The sequence below is a fragment of the Bradyrhizobium zhanjiangense genome, assembly GCF_004114935.1.
Lineage (GTDB): Bacteria > Pseudomonadota > Alphaproteobacteria > Rhizobiales > Xanthobacteraceae > Bradyrhizobium > Bradyrhizobium zhanjiangense.
The window spans coordinates 4473993-4500535 of record NZ_CP022221.1 but is presented as its reverse complement, the minus strand read 5'-3'; the positions used below and the strand labels follow the sequence as shown (position 1 = coordinate 4500535).

Genomic DNA, 26543 nt, shown 5'->3' with positions numbered 1-26543 from the left:
CGTTTACCCAAGCCTTACTGGTAGATCGGGAACCGGTCGGTGAGCGCCTTGACCCGTTCCTTGATCGCAGCTTCCACGAGCGGCGCCTTGCCGTCGTCGGATTGCGCGATCGCGTTGAGGACCTCGGCAATCATGCCGCCGACCTGCTGGAATTCGGCGACACCGAAACCGCGGGTGGTCGCGGCCGGAGTGCCGAGACGGAGACCCGAGGTGACGAAGGGCTTTTCGGGGTCGAACGGAATGCCGTTCTTGTTGCAAGTGATGGCGGCGCGGACCAGCGCTTTCTCCGAGACGTTGCCCTTCAGGCCCTTCGGCCTGAGGTCGACGAGCATCAGATGGTTATCAGTACCGCCAGAGACAATATCGAAGCCGTGGCTCTTCATCGCCTCGGCCAACGCCTTGGCGTTCTCGACGACGTTCTTGGCATAGACCTTGAAGTCCGGACGCAGCGCCTCGCCGAAGGCAACCGCCTTCGCCGCGATCACATGCATCAGGGGGCCACCCTGGAGGCCCGGGAAAATCGCCCCGTTGAGCTTCTTGGTCAGCGTCTCGTCATTCCATAGCATCAGGCCGCCGCGCGGACCGCGCAGCGACTTGTGCGTCGTGGTGGTGGTGACGTGGGCATACGGCACCGGCGAAGCGTGCACGCCGCCGGCGACGAGGCCGGCGAAGTGCGCCATGTCGACCAAGAGATAGGCGCCGACGCTGTCCGCGATCTCGCGGAAACGCTTGAAGTCCCAGGCGCGCGAATAGGCGGAGCCGCCCGCGACGATCAGCTTCGGCTTGACCTCTTCGGCCTGCTTGGCGACCGCATCCATGTCGATGATCTGGTCCTCGCGGCGCACGGTGTAGTGCGCGGCCTTGAACCACTTGCCGCTCATGTTGACGGGCGAGCCGTGGGTGAGATGGCCGCCGGCCGCAAGATCAAGACCCATGAAGGTGTCGCCGGGCTGCAGCAGCGCCAGGAACACCGCCTGGTTCATCTGGCTGCCCGAGTTCGGCTGCACGTTGGCGAAGCCAGCGCCGAACAGCTTCTTGGCGCGATCGATCGCAAGGTTCTCGGCGACGTCGACCCACTCACAACCGCCGTAGTAACGCGCGCCCGGATAACCTTCCGCATATTTGTTGGTCATCACCGAACCCTGCGCTTCCAGCACGGCCCGGCTGACAATGTTCTCGGAGGCGATCAGCTCGACCTCATGGCGCTGCCGGCCGAGTTCGCCCCTGATGGCGGCGGCAATGTCCGGGTCGGCCTGCTCGAGCGAGGCGGTGAAAAACGAATCGGGCGCGGAGGCGGTTTTAGCTGAGGTCATCTTGCGAATATCTCCACCGCCGCAGCCTTTTGGCGGGCTACGGGCGGGTCTGGTGTGGCGGTCGGAAGCACGCGCGATCTACCACATTGCCCGCCCCCGGCCAAGCATTTGCGGGTCGGACCAGAGATTTATGCAAGATATGGTGGAGATTTGAGGTTTTCGGCGCTGGAGCGGTTTCATAGAACCGCTCCTCTGCGACTGTCCGGACTAGGACCGCTCTGGGCCTCACCTCGCGCCAACGGCCGCCGGCCCCAGCCGGCGTCATTTCACAGCCCGGTATAGCCCGCCTTCACCGGGTCCACGCTGCCGTCGAGCTGCCGGAGATAGGTCAGGCCGCAAACCGTCAACCGGTGGGTGTCCCTCTCGCCGGCCTCCATCAACGTATTGAGATAGTTGGTGACCTTGGCCCGAGCCTCCTCGCTCGCCGCTGCGGTGCGGTTGGCGAGCAGGTCATAGGTCTGCATGATGCGGTCGATGGCGGCTTCCATGGCACCCTCTGGTTCTCTTGAATCTTGGGAGTTTTGATCAGGCAACCGCGCGGGCCTCGGACTGCGTCTCGAACCGGGCGATCGCCTTGTTGGCGAGCCTGATCTTGTTGAATTCGCCCTGCTGGAGCAGCTTGACGATGATCCTGAGCAGGCGCTCGTCGGTGACGAGGGAATCGGGAATCGCGCCGGAGCGGCGAAGGTAGTTCGCGGCAATGGCGTAGGCCTCGCTCACGAGTTCCACGTTCATCGCCTGAGGCCCGCGCTCGACCAGCATCGACATTCTCCGATCCGACGGAGATAAGCGCCGAGCCCGGAACTGGTTCCTCACCTGCGAGACTTTTTTCGCAGGTGCAAAAAATACAAAACGCCCCGGTCCGGACGGAATCCGGGCCGGCGCGCTTGGGGAAGTCTAAGGCACGTTCGGAAAGGCTTGCCGGTCTTGTTAGGGGGGCGGCTTGGCCTTGTCCCTTGGAACTCAGAGCCGGTACAGGATCTGGTCGGTCCAGAACCGCTCGAGACGGTGCAGCGACTTGTTGAGGGTCGAGAACTCCTCGCCGGAGATGCCGCCGACCTGCTCCACCGTCTTGACGTGCTTCTGGTAGAGCGCATCGACGATGCGGCGGACTTCGTGGCCCTGCGGGGTCAGGCGGATGCGCACCGAGCGGCGATCAACGCGCGAGCGCTGATGATCGAGGAAGCCGAGTTCAACGAGCTTCTTCAGATTGTAGGAGACGTTGGAGCCGAGATAGTAACCGCGCGTGCGCAGCTCGCCCGCGGTCAGCTCCTTGTCGCCGATGTTGTAGAGCAGGAGCGCCTGGACCGAGTTGATGTCCGCACGGCCGCGGCGATCGAATTCATCCTTGATCACGTCGAGGAGCCGGCGATGCAGCCGCTCCACCAGAGTCAAAGCTTCCAGATAGAGCGACTGCACCGAACCCTGCTGGCCGGAGACGCGCTCTGCGGTATCTGCCGCAGTTGCGACGGCTTTCATCATGACACTTCCCCTGTTGTCGTTTTTATCGACACTTATTCGACGAAACTTGTGTCCCGTCTGATAGGTGCAACTTAAGGGGCTCGTTTGAAGATCGGCTTAAATAAGAGAATAAAGAGATCATGAATTTAAGACAGTGAATTGCGGATTAAGCCTGTCGCAAAAGGACTTTTCGCAACCCTCTGTTGACCCTCGCAAGGTCCTGTTCACCCTCCGTCCGCCCCTATTGTCGCATTCCAGTACAGCCCCGCCCCGTTTCGAAACGGGCGCGTAACAGCTGTGGCGGAACAGGCTGGTCAACGAAAACTTACCGCAAATTTTAGGCAACCAACGGTCAACCAATCGCGCACAACTCCGCTAACGCCAGTCTCGTGTCCCGGACAAGCGAAGCGCAGAGCCGGGACCCAGAAAGCCACAAACGAGATTGCAGTGAGATGAGCCCGGCTCTGCAACGCATCACCGCACTGGACGACGCTTCGCATCGCCGAGGGCGCTGCATTGCGTCCGGGGCACGAGAGCACCGAGGTGTCGAACTATCTGCTACGGCGGTCGTTCCCGCGCGGCCATCCAAGCGAGCGCGAGATATGCGGCGAGCATGAACGCTTCGACGCCGACCACGACGAGGCTGCCGCCGTAGATGCCCGGGAACATCAGCTCGATCACCGCCATCGACACCACGGTCGTCAACCACACCACCGCGCCCCAGGGCGTCGCCAGCCACAGACCAACCGCCGCGACGAGCTCGATCACGGCGAAGTAGACGGTCGCGGCCTGCCAGGCCATCGACTGGTTCTCGAACGCCTCGTCCTCGCCACCGACGAAACCCGTCACTTGCGCCCAGTGATAGAGACCCTTCAGGATCGAGAGCAGCGCCATCACCCGCAGGAACAACACGAGCCGGCGCGTCCACACATTGTCATCGGACTGGGAGCGCTCCGACGAGATCGCCGCCACCGACATCGCGCCATCCCTGGCCGTGTCTCTGGCATTGTCCCTGGCGCTGTCGCGGGCCGCATCGCGGGTGGAGATCTCGGACATGGCCCCTTCTGGCTGTTTCGCCCCGCAAAATCAATCGGCTGCTATCCCTTGCGGCAGGTCAAGCCGCGGTGACGGGAACCATGCGAGCTGGTATAAGAATAATTCCAGCCGGAGGAAGAGTAATGGCGATCAAATACGGACGTCCGATCGAACTGCGCGAGGTTTCGCGCCGGGATGATGCCGGCGCCTCCCCTGCCCTCGATCTGACCGTCCGTCCGCGCCGCAACCGCAAGGCCGAGTGGGCGCGGCGCATGGTGCGCGAGAACGTCCTCACCACGGATGATCTGATCTGGCCGCTGTTCCTGATCGACGGCAGCAATAAGCGCGAGCAGGTCGCCTCGATGCCCGGCGTCGACCGCCTCAGTGTCGATCAGGCGGTGCGCGAAGTTGAGCGTGCGATGAAGCTCACCATCCCCTGCATCGCGCTGTTTCCCTATACCGACCCGTCCCTGCGCGACGAGGAAGGATCGGAAGCGACCAATCCGAACAATCTGGTCTGCCAGGCTGTGCGCGCGATCAAGAAGGAGTTTCCGGAGATCGGCATTCTCTGCGACGTCGCGCTCGATCCGTTCACCAGTCACGGCCATGACGGCCTGATCTCCGACGGCAAGATCTTGAACGACGAGACGGTCGCAGTGCTGGTGCGTCAGGCGCTGGTGCAGGCGGAGGCCGGCTGCGACATCATCGCACCCTCCGACATGATGGACGGCCGCGTCGCCGCGATCCGCGAGGGGCTGGACCGCTCAGGCCTGATCGACGTGCAGATCATGGCCTATGCGGCCAAATATGCCTCGGCCTTCTACGGCCCGTTCCGCGACGCCATCGGCTCGGCCAAGACGCTCACCGGCGACAAGCGCACCTACCAGATGGACAGCGCCAATACCGATGAAGCACTGCGCGAGGTCGAGCTCGACATCGCCGAAGGCGCCGACATGGTGATGGTGAAGCCGGGCATGCCCTATCTCGACGTGGTTCGCCGCGTGAAGGATACCTTCGCGATGCCGACCTTCGCCTACCAGGTCTCCGGCGAATACGCGATGATCGCAGCCGCCGCCAATAACGGCTGGCTCGACGGCGACCGTGCTATGATGGAGAGCCTGCTCGCCTTCAAGCGCGCCGGCGCCGACGGTGTGCTGAGCTATTTCGCGCCGAAGGCCGCGGAGAAGCTGCGGAGCCAAGGATAAGGTGCTGTAGGGTGGGCAAAGTCGCGTAGCGACGTGCCCACCATTCCGGCTTGTGATCGCGGAACGATGGTGGGCACTGCGCTAACGCGCCTTTGCCCGTCCTACCGCTGCCTCCCCATCGTCGTTTCGGCGAAGACCGGGCGCACCTGCCTCCTCATCGTCGTCCTGGCGAAAGCCAGGACCCATACTCACCAGCTTCTGTTTGACGAGGACTCGTAGTGGGCATTTCGCCGCAATCCCTCCTGCCTGCGGTAATGGGACCAGGACGACACCGGGATCGATAGCTCGCTGCCTCCGACAGCCGCCGAATCGCCGGAATATTTTCGCTTGTTGATCCCAACGCGCCCTTGGCATGCGGACGCCCTGTTCCCATGTCCTGCCACGGGGGTTCGCTGGGAGAAACGGACATGTCGGACTCGGGCAATTCAGGCGCCTGGCGCAACGACGGCGGGATGCAGCCGCACGCCTACGACCCCTATCTGCATCCGGAACTGTTCCGCGGGGTTGCAACGCGGCGGGTGTTCGCCTTCCTGATCGACATGGTCGTGATCTCGGTGCCGGTGATCCTCGGCTACATCTTCATCGCCCTGTTCGGCGTGGTGACGCTCGGCATCGGCTGGGCGTTGTTCTGGATCGCCTGGCCGGCCTCGGTGGTCTGGGCCATCGTCTATTACGGCGCCAGCATCGGCGGCCCTTCCTCCGCAACAGTGGGCATGCGCGTGATGGATCTGGAACTGCGCACCTGGTACGGCGCGCCCGGTTACTTCGTCCTCGGCGCCACCCATGCCGTGTTGTTCTGGGTGACGATCTCGTTCCTGTCGCCCTTCGTGGTGCTGGTCGGCCTGTTCAACGGCCGCCGTCGCCTGCTGCATGATTTCGTGCTGGGAACGGTCGTGATTAACAACTCGGTTCGCGTACCCGCGCCCCAGGCCGCAAGGACGTACTGATCAACGACCTATCAACCCGGGCCTTCTAGACTGACTGATCTGCCGAGCAGGCCAATTGACCGGGAGCGTCCGTAGCGCGATGCTGAGATACAGTTCGGAGGCCTACGACGTCCCTTGACCCAGCACTCGCGCGATACCCCTCAATTTTACCTCACGGCGCCTTCCCCGTGCCCCTATCTGCCGGGCCGGCAGGAGCGCAAGGTGTTTACGCACCTCGTCGGTGAGCGCGCCGGTGACCTCAACGACCTCCTGACCCATGGCGGCTTCCGCCGCAGCCAGTCGATCGCCTACCGCCCCGCCTGCGACCAGTGCCGCGCCTGCGTCTCTGTCCGGGTGATCGCCAACGAGTTTCGGCCCTCCCGCAACTTCCGAAAAGTGCTGGCGCGCAACGCCGACATCATCGGCGAGCAGCGCAGCGCGGTGCCCACCTCCGAGCAATATTCGGTGTTCCGCGCCTATCTCGATGCCCGCCACCGCCACGGCGGCATGGCCGACATGACCGTGCTCGACTACGCCATGATGGTCGAGGACAGCCATGTCGAGACCCGTATCATCGAGTACCGCAAGCGCGGCCCGGACAGCGGCCTCACCGGCCGCGGCGAAGAGCTGATCGCCGTGGCGCTGACCGACGTGCTCAGCGACGGCCTATCGATGGTCTATTCCTTCTTCGAGCCGAGCCAGGTCAGCCGCTCGATGGGCACTTTCATGATCCTCGACCACATCGCTCGCGCCCGCCGGCAGGGCCTGCCTTACGTCTATCTCGGCTACTGGATCGAGGGCTCCAAGAAGATGGACTACAAGGCCCGCTTCCTGCCGCAGCAGCGCCTCGCGCCCTCAGGCTGGCTGCGCATCGACGCGCAGGGGGACACGACGTCCGAGCCTCAGGATTAGGTCACTGTCATGCCCCGGCTTGCCGCGTTCGCTAAAGCTTCGGCGGCCGAGCACCCTTGTGGCCCCAGCGAGCCTTGGCGGAGCCGGGACCGAGACATCCAGTACGCCGCGGCTTCTCGACTCAATCACAACGCTCTCTGGAATACTGGATCGCCCGGTTAAATGTTCAGCCCGGGGACATGACCGACGGGTGTTCGGGGACATAGCCGACACATCATAGTGCAGGGATTTGGCGGTAAAGGAGGCCAAGTCCATGCCCTGGCGAGAGGTGTCGGTGATGGATCAGCGGCGGGAGTTCGTGCGGCTTGCGATGCAGGAGGGAGCGAACCGGCGGGAGCTCTGCCGGCGGTTCAATATCCATCCCGACACGGGCTACAAGTGGCTTGCACGATGGCAAGCGGATCAGAATGTCAACGACCGCTCGCGCCGACCGCATGCGAGCCCGGGACAGACCGATTGCGAGCTCGAGGCACGTATTCTCGCGGTGCGCGATGCCCATCCGGCATGGGGAGCTCGCAAGATAGCTCACTGCCTGGAGCGCAATGGTTTGCGTTCGCCAGCAGTCTCAACAGTTCATCAGATCTTGCGTCGGTCTGGCCGCATCAAGCCTCCGATCGGCGGCCCGATGGCAAGCCAGCGTTTCGAGATGCCGGCCCCCAATCTGTTGTGGCAGATGGACTTCAAAGGCTGGGTTCGGCTCGGCAATGATACCCAGTGCCATCCTCTGACGGTGGTGGATGACCACTCCCGCTATGATCTGTGTCTGCAGGCCTGTGCCGATCAACGCACAGATACCGTGCGCAGCCGCCTGGAGAAGACCTTTCGCCACTACGGGCTCCCGGAGGCCTTCTTCGTCGACAATGGTTCGCCCTGGGGTGATCCTTCCGGCGAGCGATGGACACGGTTCTCGGTGTGGCTGCTCAAGCTTGGCGTCGCCGTCATCCGCAGCCGCCCATATCACCCGCAAAGCCGCGGCAAGAATGAACGATTCCACCGCACCCTCGCGGCTGAGGTGTTCGCACTGCGACAGTTCCGCGATCTCGCAGAGACGCAGCGTGCCTTCGACGCCTGGCGGGAAGTCTACAACTTCGAACGGCCACACGAGGCGCTCGGACAACAGGTCCCGGCCAGTCGATATCGGCCCAGCCAGCGACCAATGCCCGATCGATTGCCACAGGTCGAATACGACAGCCATGAGATCGTGCGCCGCGTCTCCACGACCAAGGCCTATGTCAGCTTCAAGGGACGTCTGTGGAAAGTGCCACAGGCCTTCCGTGGCGAGCGCCTCGCCATCCGCCCCTCGGCAAACGATGCGCAATACGGGATCTTCTTTGCCGCCCACCAAATCGCTATCATCGACTTGGCGAGCGGAGAAAGTGTCGGCTATGTCCCCGAACACCCGTCGGTCATGTCCCCGGGCTGAACATTAAACCGGGCGATGACAGAAAGCATTGCGGCGACATTACCCGAACAGCGTATCCGCCAGCAGCTTCACGTTCAAAATCACGATCACCCCCGCGACGATCCATGCGACGGCGGCGACCGAGACCGGGATCGCGAACTGCCCCATCTTGCGGCGGTCGGAGACGAATCGCACCAGCGGAATCACGGCGAAGGGCAGCTGCATCGACAGCACCACCTGGCTGAACACCAACAGATCCGCCGTGCCGCGCTCGCCATAGATCGCGGTGACGATGATCACCGGAATGATGGCGATGCCGCGCGTGAGCAGGCGGCGCGCCCAGCTCGGCAGATGCAGGTCGAGAAAGCCCTCCATCACGATCTGGCCGGCGAGCGTCGCCGTGACCGTTGAATTGAGGCCGGAAGCGAGCAGCGCGACCGCAAAGAGCGTCGAGGCGATGCCGAGGCCGAGCAGCGGCGACAGTAGCTCGAAGGCCTGACCGATCTCGGCGACGTCGGAATGGCCGCTCTTGTGGAATGTCGCAGCTGCCACCACGAGGATCGCGGCGTTGATGAACAGCGCCAGCATCAGGGCGATGGTCGAGTCCGTCGTTGCCCATTTGATCGCCTCGCGCCGGCCAGTGTCGTTGCGCTCATAGGCGCGCGTCTGCACGATCGAGGAGTGCAGGTAGAGATTATGCGGCATCACGGTCGCGCCGATGATGCCGATCGCGATGTAGAGCATGTCGGAATTGGTGAAGATCTCGGTCTTCGGCACGAAGCCGTGCAGCACCTCCGCGACCGGCGGCGCCGCAGCCGCGATCTGGACCACGAAGCAGACCGCGATCACCGCCAGCAGCGCGATGACGAAGGCTTCGAGGAAGCGGAAGCCGCGGTTCATCAGGAGCAGCAGCAGGAAGGCATCGAGGGCTGCGAGCAGCGCGCCGCCGATCAGGGGAATGCCGAACAGAAGCTTCAGCGCGATCGCGGTGCCGATGACCTCGGCGAGATCGCAGGCGATGATCGCCGCCTCGCAGGCGAGCCAGAGCAGGAAGTTGACCGCCGGCGAATAGGTGGCGCGGCAGGCCTGCGCGAGGTCGCGGTCGGTGACGATGCCGAGCCGCGCCGCCAGCGACTGCAGCAGGATCGCCATCAGGTTGGAGAGCAGGATGACCGAGAGCAGCGTGTAGCCGAATTTCGATCCGCCGGCGAGGTCGGTCGCCCAATTGCCAGGATCCATGTAGCCGACCGAGACGAGGTAGCCCGGACCGACGAAGGCCAGCAGCCGCCGCCACCAGCGGCCGGCGGCCGGAATGGCGACGGTGGAATTGACCTCGGCGAGGCTCTTGGTGGTCGGCGCGTCGGCACGCCAGCCGGCTGCGTCGGGGGTCAGGTGGGGTGATCGGGCATCCATGCTGGCAGAATACTCGACTTGGTTCTTATTGCAACTCATTTGCAACTGCATCTAGCCACACCGGTTCCTGGCGTGGCCGTGGCAATCTCGCCTCTTGTCGGGAAGCGGGTGGGTTCGGTGGTCCTCACGGGCGAACATTGGCGCAAATTCGCCTCTGCAGGATATGAGCCATGTCAACGCCTCCTCGCCTCCCTGACACCTTCAACCGCCTCGCCTGGTCGAACCTTGCGGCGCAATCGGCCGAGCAGATCGCACTGGCCGCAGCGCCCATCGTCGCCGTGCTGACGTTGGGGGTCGCCGAAGGCCGGACCGGCCTGCTACAGACCGCCCTCACCCTGCCCTTCGTCCTGTTCGCCATTCCCGCCGGCGTGCTCGCCGACCACATCTCCCGCCGCTGGCTGATGGCGGGAGCCGAGGCGTTGCGGGCCGCCGCACTCGCAGCCATCGTGCTGTTGCTGGCGCTGGGCGCGCTCAATTTGCCGCTGCTGGCGTTGCTCGGCTTCGCTGCGGTGTGCGGCACTGTCGTCTACAGCGTGGCCGCACCGGCGCTGGTGCCGTCGCTGGTGAGCTCGGACCTGTTGCCGGCGGCGAATGCGCGGATCGAGCTCGCGCGCACCATCGCCTTTGCGAGCGGCCCTGCTCTCGGCGGCGCGCTGGTGGGATGGTGGGGCGCGAGCCCTGCTTTCGGCTTTGCCGCGGCGCTCTCGGCCGTCGCAGTGGTACTGCTCGGCGGCATCTACGAGCCTGCTCGCGCGCCGGCGCCGCAGCGCCACCCGTTCCAGGACATCCGCGAAGGCGCAGCCTTCGTGTTTCACCACCCGCTGCTGCGGCCGGTGTTCATCACCCAGTTCATCTTCAACACCGGATGGTTCGTGCAGATCGCGGTGTTCGTGCCCTATGCCGTGCGCCATCTCGGCCTGAGCGCCGCCGGCGTCGGCACCGTGCTGACGATGTACGGCGTCGGCATGGTGATCGGCGCGCTGGTCGCCACGCGCGTAATGCAGCGCGTCGCGTTCGGCACCGTGGTCGGGCTCGGGCCCGTCACCGGCTTCGTCGCCGCGCTCGTGATGGCACTGACGGTGCTGGTCCCCTCGCCCTGGCTTGCGGCCTTGAGCTTCTTCCTGCTCGGCGTCGGGCCAATCCTGTGGGTGATCTCGACAACGACACTGCGCCAGTCAGTGACACCGCCGCGCCTCTTGGGGCGCGTCTCCGCCATCAACATCATGAGCTACGGCGCCCGCCCGCTCGGCTCGGCGCTGGGCGCAATCGTCGGCGGCATCTGGAGCGCGGAAGCCTGCCTCTATCTCGCCGCGGCCGTGTTCGGCGTACAGGCGCTGGTGATCCTGCTGTCACCGGCGGTGGCACTGGACCGGCAGCCGGACATGGTGGGCGATGAGGCGCCGGCGCGGTGTTGAACCATTTCCTGGCGTCGTCCTGGCGAAAGCCAGGACCCATTACCCCAGGGAGTAGACGTGTTGCGCGGTGGTCATCACCAATCTTCGCAAAACTATGGACGGTGGTTATGGTCCTGGCTTTCGCCAGGACGACGTTGGGGAAGCAGCCTGCGCTAACCCGCCAGATACCGCTCATAGCTTCCCGTCACGGGCTCGCTGGCATCGACGTCGGGATCGAGCGTGTAGAGATCCTGCGCGCGGCCGATGCCGCGCAGTGCGTAGCGGCCGGTGGAGACGAGATAGCGGCGCCCAGTGGCGTCGAGACCCTTGTAAAACTCCGACGACGCCAGCAGTTCGCGATCGACCGAGCGGCTCATCGAGGCGATGCGGCTGACTTCGTTGACGGTCGGCCCGACCACGGTGAAGTCGAGTCGGTCCTCGCTGCCGATGTTGCCGTAGAAGACCTCCCCAACATGCAGGCCGATATAGGCCGACGTGGTGGGACGGCCGTCGGCCGCCCGGCGCTTGTTCAATGCAGTGATGTTCTTGCGAAACAGATGCTCGGCGCGCAGCGCGGCCCGACGCGCATCCGCCATATCCTCGCCCCAGAACATCGCGAGCACACCGTCGCCGATCAGCTTGAGGACGTCACCGCCGGCATCGTGGATGGCGTCGATCACGGCCTGCGCATAGTCGTTGAGGAACGGAATGATCTCGTCGGGACCGATGCTCTCGCTGATACCGGTCGAGCCGCGCAGGTCCGAATACCAAAGCACGGCGTTGATGCGCTCGGTAACGCCGCGCGAGATGCGCCCGCGGAGCACTTGCTCGGAAGCGTCGCGGCCGAGATAGACGCGGCCGAGCGTGCGCACGATGTCGACCTGCTGCGCCGACTTGATCGCGAGACCAAGAACGGGGACGAGGTCGCGCAGCGCGACCAGCTCGGATTCCGTAAAGCCGTCCTCGCGCCGCGTCGTCCAGTAGGAGTAGAGACAGTCCATCTGCCCGAGCGCGCCGGTCTCGCCGAATCGATGCACGAAAGCAAGAAAATGCCGATGGCCCTTTTCGGCGAGGTCGCCGATCTGCGAGAAATCGAGCGACGGCGCATCAGCAAGATCGATCACCATCTCGTCGTGCCCGTGCTCGAGCAGATGATAGAACACCGACCGGCGCCAGTTCTTGGCGGCGTCGCCCTCCGCGGTCGAACCGTATTCGATGACGTCGCTCTCGTTGGTTGGCGTATCGCTCCAGCGAAACGCGCGGCCCTCGTAGATCGGATGCAGCGTGTCGATGACCACGAGCCCGCGCGACAGGTCGAGCCCTTCGGCGCAGCAGCGCTCGCAGAAACCGCGGAGCAGCTCGGGTTCAGCGAGGCCCGTAAGCCCCTGGCCGGCGACCCAGTTCATCAGTGAAAGGCGCGAAGTTACTTGCATATGCCATTATGACGCGCATTCGTGACGAGCGAAAGGCGCGAGGGCCGACGTGACGCCAGGCTCCCGTCCCTTGCAGGTCGAATATGCCGCCGCCGCGGTTGACGCGTCCGCCGCGCGGGCTGCAAATGCCGGCGATGATGACTTTGTCGGCCAGAATCGGAAGCACGCGCAAATGACCCAGCGCCAGCTTCCGATCATCCTGGCGCTCGGCACCACGCAGACCCTGGCCTGGGCTTCCAGCTATTATCTGCCGGCGCTGCTTGCCGATCCCATGGCGCACGACCTCGGCGTCTCCTCCAACTGGATTTTCGGCGCGTTCTCGGCTTCGCTCGTGATCGCGGCGATGCTCGGCCCGCGCATCGGGCGACAGATCGATCTTGTCGGCGGACGGCAGGTGCTGTCGGCCTCAAACCTGACCATCGCCGCCGGCCTCGTCCTGCTCGGGCTCTCGCAGTCGGTGGCGGTGATGGCGATCGCCTGGCTCGTGCTCGGCATCGGCATGGCGATGGGCCTCTATGACGCCGCCTTCGCCGCGCTCGGCCGCATCTATGGCACCGAGGCGCGCAGGCCCATCACCGGCATCACGCTGATGGCGGGCTTCGCCTCCACGGTCGGCTGGCCGCTCACCGCCTGGGGGCTGTCGCATATCGGCTGGCGCGAGACGTGCTTTGCCTGGGCCGCCGCCAACATCCTGGTCGGCCTGCCTCTCAACTTCTTCATGCTCCCGGCGATCAAGGGCGCCAGGCAGGCCGCAGCGACCGCCGAGAAGCCGCACCTGCCGCTCGACCGCACCATGATCCTGCTCGCCTTCATCTTCGCCGCGGTCTGGACCGTCACCGGGGCGATGGCCGCGCATTTCCCGCGCATCCTGGAGACGACGGGCGCAACGCCGGTCGAGGCCATCGCAGCCGGCGCGCTGATCGGGCCGGCCCAGGTCGGCGCACGCATCCTCGAAGCCGGCGTCCTCAGCCGTTTCCATCCGCTGTGGTCGACGCGGCTCGCCTGCCTCACCCATCCGATCGGCGCGGTGGTCGTGGCGATCTTCGGCGGCGCTGCGGCGAGCGCGTTTGCGCTGTTCCACGGCTCCGGCAATGGCATCCTGACGATCGCGCGCGGCACGCTTCCGCTCGCGATCTTCGGGCCGAAGGACTTCGGCTATCGTCTCGGCATCATCGGCGCGCCGGCGCGGATGGCGCAGGCGGTGGCGCCGCTCGCCTTCGGCCTGCTGATCGACGTCATGGGCGCCAAGGTGCTGATCGTCTCCTCCGCGCTCAGCCTCTCGGCGTTGGCGGCCCTGTTCCTGATCCGCCCGGAGCGACGCCCGGATTGACCGCCCAGCCACTTTCACGCACAAGCGGGCCATGAGCGAAGACGCCGGCCCGCCCCGCACATTCAAAGGCCTCCTGCGCTGGGCGACCACGCCGCCGCAGGCCTGGGGCGTCTATCTCCTCGCCATCCTGCTGGTATGGCTGCTCTCGTTCTATGCCGGCACGCTGAAGCCGAAGAAGACGCCCGAAACGAGTCCGCCCGCGGCAACCGTCCCGCGGAGCTAGAGCATGATCCGGAAAAGTGTGCAGCGGTTTTCCGAAAAGATCATGCTCAAAACAAAAACCTAAAGCGCGGTGACGATTCATCCTAGGCTCATCGCGCGCTTTAGGCCGGCTTCGTCTCGCTGGTCGCGATCCAGATCCCGGCGAACACCGCAAGCAGGCCGACAAGCAGATTGGGCGTAATCGGCTCGCCGATGAGCAGCGCCGCCAGCAGAGCGGCAGCGATCGGATTGACCGTCATGGTGTTGGCGACGCGGGTCGGCGTTGCCCGCCGCAGCGCCATGACCCAGAGGATGAAGGCGAGCGCACCGCCGCCAATGCCCAGATAAATGCCGGCGATCCACTGCGCCGTCGCGAAGTGATCGAGCGCCGCGAAGCTGCCCTTCACCAGACCCGCCAGCACCAGCACGACGGCGCCCGCACCCATGCCGACGGTGAGAAAGCCGAGCGCGCTCGATCGCTGCATGAGCGGACGCGACAATACGTTGTAGAAAGCCATGCAGAATACGGCCGCTGTCATGATCAATTCGCCACGCCAGGCTCCTGGCGGACTCTGCGCCAGGCCCGCGGCCAGCGCCGCGGCCACGCCGAGCACGGCGATGCCGACGCCGGTGATCTTGCGCGCCGTCAGCCGCTCGACGCCAAGCAGCGCTCCGACCACCATGGTGTGGAGCGGCAACGTCGCGAGCGCAAGACTGGCGCGCGCGGCGGTCGTGTAGGACACCGCGATGTTGTAGAGGATGAAGAACAGGCCGAAGAAGCAGACGCCAAGCAGCGCCACGGCCGGCCAATCGGGCCGCTGCGGCCAGCGCACGCCGAGCATCAGCGCGCATGGCAGGAGGCAGAAAAAGCCGATCCCCCAGCGCAGGATCGCGAGCAGGATGGGATCGGCGCCGCCGACGAGATAGCGAGTAATGGCCGCCGCCGTGCCACCGAGGCTGCTCGACGCCAGCGCGATCGCAACCCCGGCCCATTCGCCCACGATCATCTCCTGTTGCGGAGCTTTCGCGGGCCCTAGCACGCAGCTGCTGCCAGCATCATGGCAGCAACGTCGTCACGCACCCAGTTCTTATTTTGACGCGTTTTCTTGGCGCGAACCGGTGTCCACTTCGCTGGAAAACGCTCTACTCGTAAAACTCCGGCGCCATCTTCTGGCTGTCGCGCTGGGCCTTGTCGTGGTTGATCCAGAGCTGGGCTTTTTCCTTGGCGAGCGTGTCGGCGATCTTCTGCATCGAGGCCGCGGTCTGGTCCTTGCTCACGTTCATGCTGGGCACGCGGCGATTGTCCCAATTGTCTTTGAAGTGCACGGCATCGCCCGACAGGATCACCGCGCCGGTCTTCGGCAATTTCACCAGCAGCGACTGGTGCCCCGGCGTGTGGCCGGGCGTCGACAGGATCGTCATGCTGCCGTCGCCGAACACGTCCTTATCGCCCGCCAGCAGTTCGACCGGATGTGACGGCTTGAAGCGCGGCTCGTTGTTGGCGGCGGGCCAATCATATTCGGCCTTCTGCACATAGAGCGTGGCCTGCGGGAACAGTTCGACATTGCCGGTGTGATCGGGATGCGTGTGCGAAACCGCCATCGCCTTGATGTCGGCGGGCTTGACGCCGAGCTGCTCGAGCTGGGCAGCAAGCGTCTTCGGCCGGCGCCAGGTGACGGCTTTGGGATCGGCGGGCACGAGCCCATTCGGCATCGCGGCGACGGAATCGGCAATGCCGGTGTCCCACAGGAACCAGCCCTTGCTGTGCTTGATGAGATAGCAGGTGTCGACGAAGTCCATCGTCTTGCCTTCGTTCAGGCCGGGCGTCCAGCGCGAGATGTCGCCCGCGGTGCCCTCGCCACAATTGAGCACGTAGAGCCTTTCGACGCCGGTCTTTTCCGATTGTGCCAGCGCTGAAGGGCTGGACAGAGCGAGTGCAGCAATGGCGAGCGCGAACTTCATCCTGGGCATCATTGTTGTTCCTCCCGTACAGCCATGCAGGCCACGACCGAGGATCAACCCCGGCCCGTTCGCGGAATTCCCGTAAAGCCCGTCAATGCGGGCAGGTCTCGACCTCGACCGTGACGTGGCTGAGGCCCTTCAGCCCGGCAAGTCGCCGTTTGTAGACGGCCGGCTGCTTCGGCTGGTCCGACACCACCGAGAGCAGCACGGCACAATGGCCGGGGCCAACCTGCCACAGGTGCAAATCGGTGACGCGGTCGTCACCGATCTCCATGCGCGCCCGGATCACCCGCTCCAGCTTCTCGTCGGCGCGCACGTCGAGCAGCACCGCACCTGATGACTTGATCAGGCCGAACGCCCAGCTCGCGATCACGACGCTGCCGATCAGGCCGACGGCTGGATCGGCCCAGATCCAGCCTGAATACATCGCGACGACGAGTGCCGCGATCGCCAGCACCGAGGTCGCCGCATCAGCCATGACGTGCACATAGGCAGCGCGAAGATTGTTGTCGTGATGATGATGGTAGTGATGGCCATGATGATCATGGTCGTTGTCATGATCATCGCGATGATCATGCGCGTGGCTATGGCCGTGATCATGGCCGTGATGGTGGTGATCGTGGCTGCCGCGCAAAAGCCACGCGCTGGCGAGGTTGACGCACAGGCCGAGCGCGGCAACCGCGATCGCCTCGCCATAGACGATCGGCACCGGGGCGATCAGCCGTAGCACGCTCTCATAGGCGATCTCGACCGCGATCAGGCCCAGGATGATCGCGCTGGAGAAGGCGGCGAGATCGCCGAACTTGCCGGTGCCGAAGGTGAAATGCGCATTTCCGAGGTGCCGGCGCGCGAAACGATACGCGAACGCCGCAATGCCGAGCGCGGCCGCATGCGTTCCCATGTGCCAGCCGTCGGCGAGCAGCGCCATGGAACCGAACAGCGAGCCGGCGACGATCTCACCGACCATCATGACCAGCGTCAGGACGACCACGAGCCAGGTGCGCCGCTCGTTCTCCTCGTGCTTGTCGCCGAGGAAGGCGTGGTCGTGGGTCCATTGCTCGATGGAGTGCGAGTGCATCGAATTCTCCAGAAAATTCAGGTCTGTCGGCGCGCAGTATAGACCGCCGGGGGCCGATTTTCTAAGGCCCAATCGTCCAGTGGATTGACAGTCCAGCTTAGTTTCGCTGTAATCTGCGCCATGGGGATTTGAGCGATCTCCCCACGAGGCGACATGCCCAAGTATCGCGTCCCGTTCGGTTTTTGCGAGGACGCATCATGTCTACTTTCACGACCATATCATCCGACAAATTGGCGCGCCTGATCGGCACGGCCAATGCCCCTGCACTTATCGATGTTCGGACCGAGGAGGATTTTGCCGCTGATCAGCGGCTGATCCCCGGCTCGATCAAGCTCAGCCACGACAAGGTCCAGGACTGGGGCCGCGACTTCGCCGGCCGCCGGGCGATCGTCGCGTGCCTGCGCGGCGAAAAGCTCGCACAGGGCACGGCGGCCTGGCTGCGCCAGCTCGGCGTCCAGGCCGAGACGCTGGAAGGCGGCTTCGAGGGCTGGAAGACAGCCAAGCTGCCGCTGCTCGACACGCGCAAGCTGCCGCCGCGCGATGCGAGGGGGCGCACCGTCTGGGTCACGCGGGCGCGGCCGAAGATCGACCGCATTGCCTGCCCCTGGCTGATCCGTCGCTTTGTCGACCCCAACGCGGTGTTCCTGTATGTGACACCGTCCGAGGTGGTCGGCGTCGGTGAGCGGTTCAATGCAGCTCCCTTCGACATCGAGAACGTGTTCTGGAGCCACCGCGGCGAGCTCTGTACCTTCGACGTCATGATCGAGGAATTCGGGATCGCCTCGCCTGCCCTGCTCCGGCTCGCGACGCTGGTGCGCGGCGCCGACACCGCGCGGCCCGATCTCGCGCCAGAGGCGCCGGGCCTGCTCGCGGCCTCGCTCGGACTGTCGCGCATGTATGACGATGACCTCGAACAGCTCGAGGCCGGCATGCTGCTCTACGACGCCTTCTACCGCTGGTGCCGCGATGCCACGGCCGAGACCCACAACTGGCCGACCAACAAGGTGAAGGCGTAATGGATACCCGTAACCTTCAAGCAGGAGCTGACGCCGGTCACGGCGTCAGCTTCAATGAGGCATTTCGCGTCTGGCTGCGCGTCGCGTCCTTGAGCTTCGGTGGGCCCGCCGGCCAGATCGCCGTGATGCATCGCATCCTGGTCGAGGAGAAGAAGTGGATCTCCGAAGGCCGTTTCCTGCATGCGCTGAACTACTGCATGCTGCTGCCGGGACCGGAGGCGCAGCAGCTGGCGACCTATGTGGGCTGGCTGATGCATCGCACCGCCGGCGGGCTGATGGCGGGCGGGCTGTTCATCCTGCCCGGCATCATCGCCATCATGGGCCTCAGCTACGTCTACGCCGCCTACGGCAATGTCAGCTTCGTCGAGGCGCTGTTCTTCGGGCTGAAAGCCGCTGTGCTCGCCATCGTCGTCGAGGCTGTGGTGCGCGTCGGCAAGCGCGCGCTCAAGAACCGCATCATGATCGCGCTCGCGGCCGCGGCCTTCGTCGCGATCTTCTTCCTCGCGGTGCCCTTCCCGATCATCATCATCGCTGCCGGCATCATCGGCTATGCCGGCGCCAGAAGTGGCCGTCCGGAATTCGCGCCGGCCGGTCACGGCCATGGCGGCAACAATGCTGCAATCGACAGCATGCTCGGCGAAGCCGTGCCCGAGCATGTGCGTGCCAACACCGGGCGCGCGATCCGTGTCGGTGCGTTGTGGCTTGCGCTTTGGCTCGTGCCAGTCGTGGCGCTGCTCGCGGCCTTCGGTCAGGACAACGTCTTCAGCCAGATCGCGCTGTTCTTCTCAAAAATGTCGCTGGTCACCTTCGGCGGCGCGTATGCCGTGCTGGCCTATGTCGCGCAGCAGGCGGTCGAGCATTATCATTGGCTGAAGCCGCACGAGATGCTGGACGGCCTCGGCATGGCCGAGACCACGCCCGGCCCGCTGATCATGGTGCTCCAGTTCGTCGGCTTCATGGCGGCCTATCGCGACGCAAGCGGCCTGTCGCCGATGCTCGCGGCAACGTTCGGCGGACTGCTCGCGACCTGGGTCACCTTCACGCCCTGCTTCCTCTGGATCTTCGTCGGCGCGCCCTATATCGAGCGCCTGCGCGGCAATACGGGATTGGCCGGCGCACTCAGCGCGATCACCGCCGCGGTGGTCGGCGTGATCCTGAACCTCTCGATCTGGTTCGCGCTACACACGCTGTTCCGCGAGACCGTGCCGGTGCACGCGTTTCCATTCGACTTCGACAGGCCGGTGCTGACGAGCGTCGATGTTCCGGCGCTGGTGCTGTCGATCGCGGCCGCCACCGCGATCTTCCGCTTCAAGCTCGGCATGCTCACGGTGCTTGCGGGCAGCAGCGCCGCCGGCGTGGCGCTACGGCTGGCGGGGGTGATCTAGGGCGTGGTTAGCAAGAGAAACGAATGTTTCGCGCCGAGCGATGCTCCCCATAACCACGCGCGGAAGTGTGGCTGGCTTCGCTAGGATCAGCCATCCAGTAGCGCTGCCATCCGTTGTCGATCGACGATGCTGGGGTCTTGCGGCAATTGACAGCCGTCCAACTCGGCCAGTTTTGCGGCTACATGCGGTCTAGCGATGACGTCCTGAGGCAGCGCAAGGCACATTGCGATTTCGATCAGGCCACGGAGCACGTCTGCGTCTTGGGATGATGCCACCAGAAGCTTGGCCATGACTGGGTTGGGCGCGGGCATCGGCATGCCCTCTTCCAGAGCTGTCATTTCGGCGATCCGAACGCGGTCCGCGGCGATCTGATTTCGATAAAACGGACCGACTTGGCTTTCGGTGTCAGCGTCGTATTCCCGGGAGAAAGCTCCGGGATCGTCGATGTGTCGGCGGGCAACATTACGGAGCACCTGCGCGTGCAGAAGGCCGACGCTCAAGCCGCGTCCGGCGGACGGATTGGTGCACGCCCATGCATCACCTACAGCGGCGAATCCCGTGACGACCGGCCGACCATCGACGACAAACCGCCGGTATCGGTCGACAACTCCCGTCATCAGAAGGACGGGCGTTACTGGCTCGCCGTCGAGCCAATGGGCTTGCCGCGGACATGCGGAGACGACGCGATGGAATGTCGCCGTATCGCGCAAGGCTCGCATCGCCTTGTTCTTCGACGAGGTATACAAAGTGATCGACCAGGTGTCATTGTCCCCGTCCAGCGTAAGGATCGAAAACAAGCCCATCGGCGTGAGTGCACGTCCCGTCCTGCGAGGCCGCCGTTGCCCTGAGAAATACCGCGTAAAATAAGCGAAGTTGCTATCCTCGCATTCCTCGATCGGGCTACGGGCACCCGCGCTGACGATCCAATCGCAGGCCGCGCTTCGTCGTCCCATGGCGTCGATTACCAGATCAGCGCGAATCTCTTCGCCAGATGTCGTGCGTACCCCTGCAACGTGCGGCACACCTCGGATCGCCGAAGCGCCCGTGATCAGTTCGCGAACCTTGGTGCCCCGACGAATGGTCACGTTAGGTGCCACTTGCGCCATTGCAGCTACGGCGCATTCAATAATGGGCCTCCGACCGGTGACGAAGCGTATGGCCTCGTCGCCCGGACGCGGCGTCCGATCCGTTATGGTTGGGGGAAGAGATCGACTGTCCAGATAGTCCACCCAAACGCAACCGGCTCGAAGCAGACCATCAGTCAACCCCGGCAATTCCTGATCGCTGATCATCCGAAATCGCGAACTGAGGTTATGAGGTTGCCTGAATTGGGCAACTCCCGGACGTTCCCACGAATTCCATCCCTCGGCCGGCGCGGCAGGTTGATCGGCCGGGTCAGCCTCTAGGACTGTGACTCGGTGGCCATCGCGACCAAGCATCGTCGCTGTGCACAATCCAATCACGCCTCCGCCGCAAATTAGGATTTTGCTCATCCGTTCTCCCCCTAGAGTTCGGCCGACCGCGGAAGTCGCGCGGAATCGTCATCATCTCCTCCCGGCGAAACGACGACGATCCTCATGCGCGCATGGTTCTTCAAGATATAGGTCGACGTGGCGAACGGGAGGTTCAAAGCTCTCAGCCTGCCTTCGGAGCCGGATGTCACAGGTGAGCCCATTGATCGGTGATGTCAGCGTGAGCAAATCACGTCTGTTATGCCCCACCAAACGGACCTCAATGAGAACCGCCGCCACTTCGCTGATGGGTCAACAACAGACACGTACGCCGACTGGCCTACTTGCCCTCGTTCCATATGTCGGTGGCGAGCTTCCAGTCATTTCCGACCTTTTCCCAAACAACGACGTACTTCCCAGTCACTTCCTGCGGTGTCGGCCCTTTGGTCTTCAGAGCAAACGTGCCGATCTCGCGTGCCGCCAAAGGGCCGAGCGCCTTCACATCAACAGTCGTGAGCTTCGGGTCGCCGACTTGTTCCGCCATGCTTTTCCACATGACTTCGATGGCTGCTCGGCCCCGCGCCATCGAAGAACCGGGCGGCAAAGCGATCGCATCAGCGCTATAGAGCGACGCAATGCCAGGGAAATCACCCTTGTTGAAAAATTCGACAAATTTGTTGTTGATCGCTTCAATCTCGGGCTTCTGAGCCAAAGCCGGAGTCGACAGCGAGTTCACGAATGCCATCACCAATACGATGTTGCGCATGATCGTCTCCAACTCAATGTACGATTCGAATGCAGCGCGGCTGTTGCTCCACAGAGCATGCAATGCCGCACCCCAGACCGTGTTTGACGAAACAGCAACTCCGGGGAATTACTGTAAGAAATATTGACGAACTAAGTGCACGACACGACGCGGACAGCGTCTTCGCATGGTTTCGGGGGCGAGCACACGCCAGCCCTCGAAGTCCCAACGGAGACGTGCGCGGACGGAGAAGTCGTGTGGTCCTGACGCCCGGGGTCTGCGCGTCAAGTCCTGCGGTGATGCCTGCGACCCAACCGGGTCCGCACATCAGCCATCTGCAGGGCGATGGGGGCAATAGTGCATCGCTCCCCGGGGAGAGCACGAAGGACACCGTTAAAACCATTCGCGCAGGGAAGGCCGGGCGACCGGCATCACCTGTGGTCCACCCCCGTGTGCATTTCTACAGCGCACGGACCTGCGGGTGCCAGCCGGCGCCCGGCCTTCCCTGCGCCCTTGTCTTTTTCGAGGGTGCACCTGGAGCAAAACTCGGGCGAATGCGCCGCGGGAATGCGAACGCTCGCGCGCTATTTGAAATGTGAATTGCAGAGCGATGGCCGCCCGGCTTGCTCCGTCATTGCGAGCGCAGCGAAGCAATCCAGAGTCTTTCCGCGGCGGGATTCTGGATTGCTTCGCTGCGCTCGCAATGACGGTGGAAAGACAGGTGCTCGCTTCACGCTCTCTCGTGCCCCGGACGCAGTGCAGCGCTACTTCAGCGGTGCGCTGCAGAGCCGGGGCCCATGTCTCCGAGCAATCCGTGCAGCGTGGGTCCCGGCTCTGCGCAGCAACGCGAAAAGCGTTGCAGCGCGTCCGGGACACGGGACCGCCCTACCCGATCACCCGGCCGAACTTGTTCGACTTCGGAAAACCCTTTGGCGGCAGGCGGCCGGCATCGGCGCGGGTGCCTTGCCACTCGGCGAGCTCCTTCATGGTCGCCGAGAATTCGCGACCCGCGGAGTCCTTCCAGGTCAGGCCCGCCTTGGCGTCGAACACCGCAACGTCGGAGAGGCCGCCGTCCTTGTATTTCTGCAGGCGCACGCCGCGGCCGCGGGCCATCTCCGGCACCTGGTCGAGCGGGAAGATCAGCATCTTGCGGTTGTCGCCGATGACCGCGACGGTGTCGCCAAGCACCTCGGTGATCGCACGCGCCTCGTTCGGCATGTCGACGTTGAGGACCTGCTTGCCCTTCTTGGTGGTGCCGACGCAATCGTCCTCGTTGACGACAAAACCTTGGCCCTCTTGGCTCGCGACCAGGAATTTGCGTCCGCCCTTGTTGACGAACAGCGCAACTGGCGCCGCCTCCTGCTCGAGGTCGATGAACAGGCGGATCGGCTCGCCATGGCCGCGGCCGCCCGGAAGTTTGGCCACGTCGAGCGAGTAGAATTTTCCGTTGGTGGCGAACAGCAGCAGCTTCGACGTCGTCTCGGCGAAGAAGGCGAAGCCGAGCTTGTCGTCCTGCTTGAAGGCAAGGCCCGAGAGATCCTCGACATGCCCCTTCATGGTGCGGATCCAGCCCTTGTCGGAGACCACGACCGTCACCGGCTCGCGCTCGACGAAGGCTTCCTCGATCGCGGCGAGATCGTGCTCGGGTGCATCCGCAAAGGTGGTGCGGCGCTTGCCGAGCGGCGTCTTGGGTCCGAACATGTCGCGGACCTTGCCGACCTGCTCGCCGACCTTCTTCCACTGCTCGGCTTCGGAAGCAAGCACGCCTTCAATGCCCTTTAGCTCCTTGCGGAGATCCCTGTCCTCGTTGCGGATCTCCATTTCCTCGAGCCTGCGCAGATTGCGCAAACGCATATTGAGGATGGCCTCCGCCTGGATCTCGGTGAGCTTGAACGCCTTGATCAGGGCCGGCTTCGGCTCGTCCTCGGTGCGGATGATCTTGATCACCTTGTCGAGGTTCAGATAGGCGACGAGATGACCGCCAAGCACTTCCAGGCGGTGCTCGATCTGCGCCTTGCGGTAGTTGCTGCGGCGGATCAGCACGTCGCGCAGATGATCGAGCCATTCGCGCAAGCACTCCGCGAGCCCCACGACCTTGGGAATGCGGCCCTTGATCAGCACGTTGAGGTTCAGCGGAATCTTGCTTTCGAGCTCGGTCAGCCGGAACAGCGATTCCATCATCAGGGCGGGATCGACGTTCTTCGACTTCGGCTCGATGACGAGGCGGACGTCTTCGGCCGACTCGTCCCTGATGTCGCCGACCAGCGGCAGCTTCTTCTGGTCGAGCAGCTCAGCGATCTTCTCGACCATCCGCGACTTCTGCACCAGATACGGAATCTCGGTGACGACAACCACCCAGGTACCGCGCGCACCCTCCTCCTGCTGCCACTTGGCGCGGACGCGAAACGAGCCGCGGCCCGTGGTGTAAGCTTCCGCAATCGCCTGCTTGGAATCGACGCAGATGCCGCCAGTCGGGAAATCCGGGCCCTTGACCCATTTCAGCAGCGCCTTGGATTTCGCGTCGGGCTTCTCGATCAGATGCAGCGCGGCATCGCACAGCTCGGCGGCGTTGTGCGGCGGGATCGAGGTCGCCATGCCGACCGCGATTCCTTGCGCGCCATTGGCGAGCAGATTCGGGAAGCCGCCCGGCAGCACGATCGGCTCTTTCGACTGGCCGTCGTAATTGGCGCGGAATTCGACGCCGTCCTCGTCGATGCCCTCGAGCAGAAGCCGCGCGACGTCGGTCATGCGCGCTTCGGTGTAGCGGTAGGCGGCGGGATTATCGCCGTCGATATTGCCAAAGTTGCCCTGGCCGTCGACCAGCGGGTAGCGCGAGGAGAAATCCTGCGCAAGGCGCACCATGGCGTCGTAGATCGCCTGGTCGCCATGCGGATGGAACGAGCCCATCACGTCGCCGACGATTTTTGCGGATTTCTTGAAGGCCGTGCCGGGGTCGAGGCGGAGCAGGCGCATGCCGTAGAGGATGCGCCGGTGCACCGGCTTCAGGCCGTCGCGTGCGTCCGGCAGCGCACGGTGCATGATGGTGGAGAGCGCATAGGCGAGATAGCGCTCTTCCAGCGCGTCACGCAGCGGCACCTCGTGAATTTCGGCCGGTTCTTCCGGCGGAACGATTCGTTTTCCCATGCCGCCCGGTTAAACCGTGGAAGCGAATCGGGCAAGGATCGATTGGTTCCCTGGGGGCGGCCTACTGGCCGGCCCAGCCGGCTGTCACAGGCTGGGTCTTGGATTGGCCAGGGGATTGAGCCGGCGGCGCATTGGTCACACAGCGGCGGGCGGCGTCGATTTCGGCCTCGGTCGCGCCGTGGGACCGCGCCCATGCCTCTGCGGCCGCAGCAGAATATTTGGCCACATAGTACCGGACAACCGTGCAGGACGCCCGGCGAAATACGCCAGGTTGCGGCTCGCCGGCCATTGCATCAGGCGCAAACGCGAGCAGCGCCGCGGATAAGGCGAATCCCCTGATCAACATTTAGGCTGTCCCCCATTGTGGAACCCGCGAGCCAATTCCGGCCGGCCTGATTTGGTTCCCGGAAAATCTATGCTGGCTGGCAAGGCAGAAACGCGATTTCATCATGGCGCCGGGATTGCCGCCCTCGCCTGCTGCCGCATCAAGGCGTTGATGAAGCCGGCGCGCGCGTCGGAATGGCCCTGACCGCGCGGCTCCAGCACGTGGCGCAGCAGGAACAGACCGGTGAGCCGAAAACCGTCCAGGAGATCCTGCTCCGTGAGATCGGTCTGCACCTCGCCCTGGCGCAGGAATGGCGGCAGGCGTAGCAACCGGTCGCGCCACGGCTCGCCCGCGCCGCGCGACACCGCGCCGCCGGATTTGGGCGAGACATAGATCAGGTCCGTGGTCTCCCCGGTCACCGCACAATTTTCCAGCGCGAGCCCAAAGCCGAGCTCGGCGAGCATCGCCAGCTCGAAATGAATGACGTGCACGGCGGCGCCGCCGATATCGTCGAAATCGTCGAGCGAATGTTCGAGCAGCGCAAAGATCGCCTCATGCGGATCGCGCTCGGGCAGCAGCCGCGCAATCGAGGCCAGATGGGTGACGCCGTAGACCCCGTAGGACGATGCCAGCAGCGTCGCTGCGCGCAGCTTCAATCCCTCGATCGCATAGGTACCGAGATGCTCGTCGAGCCGCGCCCGCCACACCGCACTGACGCTGTTCCCCGGCTGCAAAAGCGGCCGCATCCGCGAGCCGGCGCCGCCGCGGACGAGACCGAGATGGCGGCCATGCGCGCGCGTCAGCAGCTCGACGATGGCGCTCGACTCGCCATGCCGCCGCACACCCAGCACGATGCCTTCGTCGGTCCATTCCATGGGAGGAAGTGTAGCCCATTCGAGGGGCCGTAGGGTGGGCAAAGCGAAGCGTGCCCACCGATTTTGATCCATGGCCAAACTTGGTGGGCACGGCGCGCAAGGGTGCGTGCGCCCATTCTACGGCACCGCGTGAAACTTCACGCGTTGAACCAGCCCTGCGCATCCCCGGTGAAGGAGAAATACAGTCCCATCGTGGTCAGCACGCAGGAGACGACCTCGATGGCGCTGTCGAGCTGCATGCCCTTCTCGCCGATGATCTGGCCGAGCGAGATCACCGACAGCACGAGGGCTGCCGCGAGCACCCAGCGCGGCCAGTTCTTGCGCCAATGCGCAGCGAGCCAAACGAAATAGAACAGTAGCAGGATCATGCCGCCGGCGATCAGCGTCGCCGTCGTGATCATCTGCTCGGTCATCTCGGCATTGGGCGTGCGATCCTGCACCGCGACTGACAGGGCATCCAACATCAACGATGCATAGAGCAGCGCTTCGAAGCGCCGGACGTTGCTGGGCACGCTCATCGGATACCGATCTTTGCTT

The 26543-nt window shown here is 64.2% G+C and carries 25 protein-coding genes; 9 read left to right on the top strand and 16 right to left on the bottom strand.

All coding sequences use genetic code 11. The features are described from left to right. Positions 1–14: 14 nt before the first annotated feature. The 5 genes from glyA to XH85_RS21425 form a co-directional block, all read right to left on the bottom strand. Positions 15–1313 (bottom strand): serine hydroxymethyltransferase, encoded by a 1299-nt coding sequence (gene glyA / locus XH85_RS21445; RefSeq protein WP_128933364.1) that lies wholly within the window; start codon positions 1311–1313, stop codon positions 15–17. Between the two features lie 266 nt (positions 1314–1579). Beyond that, on the bottom strand, positions 1580–1801 hold the full coding sequence (locus XH85_RS21440) for a hypothetical protein (RefSeq protein ID WP_128933363.1): 222 nt from the start codon (positions 1799–1801) through the stop codon (positions 1580–1582). Positions 1802–1838: 37 nt separating this feature from the next. After that, positions 1839–2075, bottom strand: coding sequence for a hypothetical protein (locus XH85_RS21435; RefSeq protein WP_091893370.1), 237 nt, complete (start codon positions 2073–2075; stop codon positions 1839–1841). Positions 2076–2276: 201 nt separating this feature from the next. Then, positions 2277–2795 carry a transcriptional regulator LdtR gene (gene ldtR, locus XH85_RS21430; RefSeq protein WP_091893258.1) on the bottom strand — a complete coding sequence of 173 codons (519 nt, stop codon included), beginning with the start codon at positions 2793–2795 and terminating at the stop codon, positions 2277–2279. A gap of 537 nt (positions 2796–3332) precedes the next feature. Beyond that, positions 3333–3830 carry a DUF6163 family protein gene (locus tag XH85_RS21425; protein ID WP_128933362.1) on the bottom strand — a complete coding sequence of 166 codons (498 nt, stop codon included), beginning with the start codon at positions 3828–3830 and terminating at the stop codon, positions 3333–3335. A 122-nt stretch (positions 3831–3952) separates the two neighbouring features. On the opposite strand from XH85_RS21425, the gene hemB reads away from it, so the two are divergent. The 4 genes from hemB to XH85_RS21405 all read left to right on the top strand — a co-directional run bounded on the left by hemB (position 3953) and on the right by XH85_RS21405 (position 8275). Beyond that, positions 3953–5014 (top strand): porphobilinogen synthase, encoded by a 1062-nt coding sequence (gene hemB / locus XH85_RS21420; protein WP_128933361.1) that lies wholly within the window; start codon positions 3953–3955, stop codon positions 5012–5014. A 407-nt stretch (positions 5015–5421) separates the two neighbouring features. After that, complete coding sequence (locus XH85_RS21415; RefSeq protein ID WP_164939858.1) at positions 5422–5961, top strand: RDD family protein; 540 nt, start codon at positions 5422–5424, stop codon at positions 5959–5961. 114 nt (positions 5962–6075) lie between these two features. Then, complete coding sequence (locus XH85_RS21410) at positions 6076–6852, top strand: arginyltransferase (protein ID WP_128933359.1); 777 nt, start codon at positions 6076–6078, stop codon at positions 6850–6852. A 253-nt stretch (positions 6853–7105) separates the two neighbouring features. Continuing rightward, positions 7106–8275 (top strand): IS481 family transposase, encoded by a 1170-nt coding sequence (locus XH85_RS21405; RefSeq protein WP_128936665.1) that lies wholly within the window; start codon positions 7106–7108, stop codon positions 8273–8275. A gap of 39 nt (positions 8276–8314) precedes the next feature. Here XH85_RS21405 and XH85_RS21400 read toward each other — a convergent pair whose 3' ends face one another. Beyond that, on the bottom strand, positions 8315–9667 hold the full coding sequence (locus XH85_RS21400; protein ID WP_128933358.1) for an Nramp family divalent metal transporter: 1353 nt from the start codon (positions 9665–9667) through the stop codon (positions 8315–8317). A 170-nt stretch (positions 9668–9837) separates the two neighbouring features. Here XH85_RS21400 and XH85_RS21395 point away from each other — a divergent pair, with 170 nt between their 5' ends. Continuing rightward, a complete protein-coding gene (locus tag XH85_RS21395) occupies positions 9838–11082 on the top strand; it encodes an MFS transporter (protein ID WP_128933357.1) in 1245 nt (414 codons plus the stop codon). 152 nt (positions 11083–11234) lie between these two features. On the opposite strand, the gene XH85_RS21390 is transcribed toward XH85_RS21395, so the two are convergent. Next, complete coding sequence (locus tag XH85_RS21390) at positions 11235–12494, bottom strand: adenylate/guanylate cyclase domain-containing protein (protein ID WP_128933356.1); 1260 nt, start codon at positions 12492–12494, stop codon at positions 11235–11237. Positions 12495–12666: 172 nt separating this feature from the next. Between XH85_RS21390 and XH85_RS21385 the strand changes: the two genes are divergently transcribed. Both XH85_RS21385 and XH85_RS21380 read left to right on the top strand, forming a co-directional pair. Beyond that, positions 12667–13824, top strand: a complete 1158-nt coding sequence (locus XH85_RS21385) for an MFS transporter (protein ID WP_128937370.1) — start codon at positions 12667–12669, stop codon at positions 13822–13824. Positions 13825–13855: 31 nt separating this feature from the next. After that, positions 13856–14047: a hypothetical protein gene (locus XH85_RS21380; RefSeq protein WP_128933355.1), complete on the top strand. Its 192-nt coding sequence runs from the start codon at positions 13856–13858 to the stop codon at positions 14045–14047. 100 nt (positions 14048–14147) lie between these two features. Here the strand turns inward: XH85_RS21380 and XH85_RS21375 are convergent, their stop codons facing one another. The 3 genes from XH85_RS21375 to dmeF all read right to left on the bottom strand — a co-directional run bounded on the left by XH85_RS21375 (position 14148) and on the right by dmeF (position 17065). Further along, positions 14148–15026 (bottom strand): DMT family transporter, encoded by an 879-nt coding sequence (locus XH85_RS21375; RefSeq protein ID WP_128933354.1) that lies wholly within the window; start codon positions 15024–15026, stop codon positions 14148–14150. 142 nt (positions 15027–15168) lie between these two features. Continuing rightward, positions 15169–15999 carry an N-acyl homoserine lactonase family protein gene (locus XH85_RS21370; RefSeq protein WP_128933353.1) on the bottom strand — a complete coding sequence of 277 codons (831 nt, stop codon included), beginning with the start codon at positions 15997–15999 and terminating at the stop codon, positions 15169–15171. Between the two features lie 79 nt (positions 16000–16078). Beyond that, on the bottom strand, positions 16079–17065 hold the full coding sequence (gene dmeF, locus XH85_RS21365; protein ID WP_128933352.1) for a CDF family Co(II)/Ni(II) efflux transporter DmeF: 987 nt from the start codon (positions 17063–17065) through the stop codon (positions 16079–16081). A gap of 197 nt (positions 17066–17262) precedes the next feature. On the opposite strand from dmeF, the gene XH85_RS21360 reads away from it, so the two are divergent. Then, positions 17263–18081 (top strand): chromate resistance protein ChrB domain-containing protein, encoded by an 819-nt coding sequence (locus tag XH85_RS21360; protein WP_164940805.1) that lies wholly within the window; start codon positions 17263–17265, stop codon positions 18079–18081. Further along, on the top strand, positions 18081–19466 hold the full coding sequence (gene chrA, locus XH85_RS21355; protein WP_128933350.1) for a chromate efflux transporter: 1386 nt from the start codon (positions 18081–18083) through the stop codon (positions 19464–19466). The genes XH85_RS21360 and chrA overlap by 1 nt, the downstream gene beginning before the upstream one ends. Before the next feature lie 86 nt (positions 19467–19552). Here chrA and XH85_RS21350 read toward each other — a convergent pair whose 3' ends face one another. From XH85_RS21350 to XH85_RS21320, 6 genes are all read right to left on the bottom strand, one after another. Continuing rightward, complete coding sequence (locus tag XH85_RS21350; RefSeq protein WP_128933349.1) at positions 19553–20959, bottom strand: FAD-dependent oxidoreductase; 1407 nt, start codon at positions 20957–20959, stop codon at positions 19553–19555. A gap of 298 nt (positions 20960–21257) precedes the next feature. Beyond that, positions 21258–21683: a YybH family protein gene (locus XH85_RS21345; protein ID WP_128933348.1), complete on the bottom strand. Its 426-nt coding sequence runs from the start codon at positions 21681–21683 to the stop codon at positions 21258–21260. Positions 21684–22547: 864 nt separating this feature from the next. Then, the gene (gene parC, locus XH85_RS21335; RefSeq protein WP_128933347.1) at positions 22548–24806 is read right to left on the bottom strand and encodes a DNA topoisomerase IV subunit A; all 2259 of its coding nucleotides are present in this window, start codon (positions 24804–24806) and stop codon (positions 22548–22550) included. 61 nt (positions 24807–24867) lie between these two features. Beyond that, entirely contained in the window at positions 24868–25152 is a 285-nt protein-coding gene (locus XH85_RS46770; RefSeq protein ID WP_128933346.1) for a hypothetical protein, read from the bottom strand. 101 nt (positions 25153–25253) lie between these two features. Continuing rightward, a complete protein-coding gene (recO, locus tag XH85_RS21325; protein ID WP_128933345.1) occupies positions 25254–26006 on the bottom strand; it encodes a DNA repair protein RecO in 753 nt (250 codons plus the stop codon). A 137-nt stretch (positions 26007–26143) separates the two neighbouring features. Continuing rightward, positions 26144–26524 carry a hypothetical protein gene (locus XH85_RS21320; protein ID WP_128933344.1) on the bottom strand — a complete coding sequence of 127 codons (381 nt, stop codon included), beginning with the start codon at positions 26522–26524 and terminating at the stop codon, positions 26144–26146. Positions 26525–26543: the final 19 nt, after the last annotated feature.

What these genes read in the sequence shown, in the direction of transcription:
- glyA (WP_128933364.1), bottom strand. Translation starts at nt 1,313, where the DNA reads ATGACCTCAGCTAAAACCGCCTCCGCGCCCGATTCGTTTTTCACCGCC.
- XH85_RS21440 (WP_128933363.1), bottom strand. Translation starts at nt 1,801, where the DNA reads ATGGAAGCCGCCATCGACCGCATCATGCAGACCTATGACCTGCTCGCC.
- XH85_RS21435 (WP_091893370.1), bottom strand. Translation starts at nt 2,075, where the DNA reads ATGCTGGTCGAGCGCGGGCCTCAGGCGATGAACGTGGAACTCGTGAGC.
- ldtR (WP_091893258.1), bottom strand. Translation starts at nt 2,795, where the DNA reads ATGATGAAAGCCGTCGCAACTGCGGCAGATACCGCAGAGCGCGTCTCC.
- XH85_RS21425 (WP_128933362.1), bottom strand. Translation starts at nt 3,830, where the DNA reads ATGTCCGAGATCTCCACCCGCGATGCGGCCCGCGACAGCGCCAGGGAC.
- hemB (WP_128933361.1), top strand. Translation starts at nt 3,953, where the DNA reads ATGGCGATCAAATACGGACGTCCGATCGAACTGCGCGAGGTTTCGCGC.
- XH85_RS21415 (WP_164939858.1), top strand. Translation starts at nt 5,422, where the DNA reads ATGTCGGACTCGGGCAATTCAGGCGCCTGGCGCAACGACGGCGGGATG.
- XH85_RS21405 (WP_128936665.1), top strand. Translation starts at nt 7,106, where the DNA reads ATGCCCTGGCGAGAGGTGTCGGTGATGGATCAGCGGCGGGAGTTCGTG.
- XH85_RS21400 (WP_128933358.1), bottom strand. Translation starts at nt 9,667, where the DNA reads ATGGATGCCCGATCACCCCACCTGACCCCCGACGCAGCCGGCTGGCGT.
- XH85_RS21395 (WP_128933357.1), top strand. Translation starts at nt 9,838, where the DNA reads ATGTCAACGCCTCCTCGCCTCCCTGACACCTTCAACCGCCTCGCCTGG.
- XH85_RS21390 (WP_128933356.1), bottom strand. Translation starts at nt 12,494, where the DNA reads ATGCAAGTAACTTCGCGCCTTTCACTGATGAACTGGGTCGCCGGCCAG.
- XH85_RS21385 (WP_128937370.1), top strand. Translation starts at nt 12,667, where the DNA reads ATGACCCAGCGCCAGCTTCCGATCATCCTGGCGCTCGGCACCACGCAG.
- XH85_RS21380 (WP_128933355.1), top strand. Translation starts at nt 13,856, where the DNA reads ATGAGCGAAGACGCCGGCCCGCCCCGCACATTCAAAGGCCTCCTGCGC.
- XH85_RS21370 (WP_128933353.1), bottom strand. Translation starts at nt 15,999, where the DNA reads ATGATGCCCAGGATGAAGTTCGCGCTCGCCATTGCTGCACTCGCTCTG.
- dmeF (WP_128933352.1), bottom strand. Translation starts at nt 17,065, where the DNA reads ATGCACTCGCACTCCATCGAGCAATGGACCCACGACCACGCCTTCCTC.
- XH85_RS21360 (WP_164940805.1), top strand. Translation starts at nt 17,263, where the DNA reads ATGTCTACTTTCACGACCATATCATCCGACAAATTGGCGCGCCTGATC.
- chrA (WP_128933350.1), top strand. Translation starts at nt 18,081, where the DNA reads ATGGATACCCGTAACCTTCAAGCAGGAGCTGACGCCGGTCACGGCGTC.
- XH85_RS21350 (WP_128933349.1), bottom strand. Translation starts at nt 20,959, where the DNA reads ATGAGCAAAATCCTAATTTGCGGCGGAGGCGTGATTGGATTGTGCACA.
- XH85_RS21345 (WP_128933348.1), bottom strand. Translation starts at nt 21,683, where the DNA reads ATGCGCAACATCGTATTGGTGATGGCATTCGTGAACTCGCTGTCGACT.
- parC (WP_128933347.1), bottom strand. Translation starts at nt 24,806, where the DNA reads ATGGGAAAACGAATCGTTCCGCCGGAAGAACCGGCCGAAATTCACGAG.
- XH85_RS46770 (WP_128933346.1), bottom strand. Translation starts at nt 25,152, where the DNA reads ATGTTGATCAGGGGATTCGCCTTATCCGCGGCGCTGCTCGCGTTTGCG.
- recO (WP_128933345.1), bottom strand. Translation starts at nt 26,006, where the DNA reads ATGGAATGGACCGACGAAGGCATCGTGCTGGGTGTGCGGCGGCATGGC.
- XH85_RS21320 (WP_128933344.1), bottom strand. Translation starts at nt 26,524, where the DNA reads ATGAGCGTGCCCAGCAACGTCCGGCGCTTCGAAGCGCTGCTCTATGCA.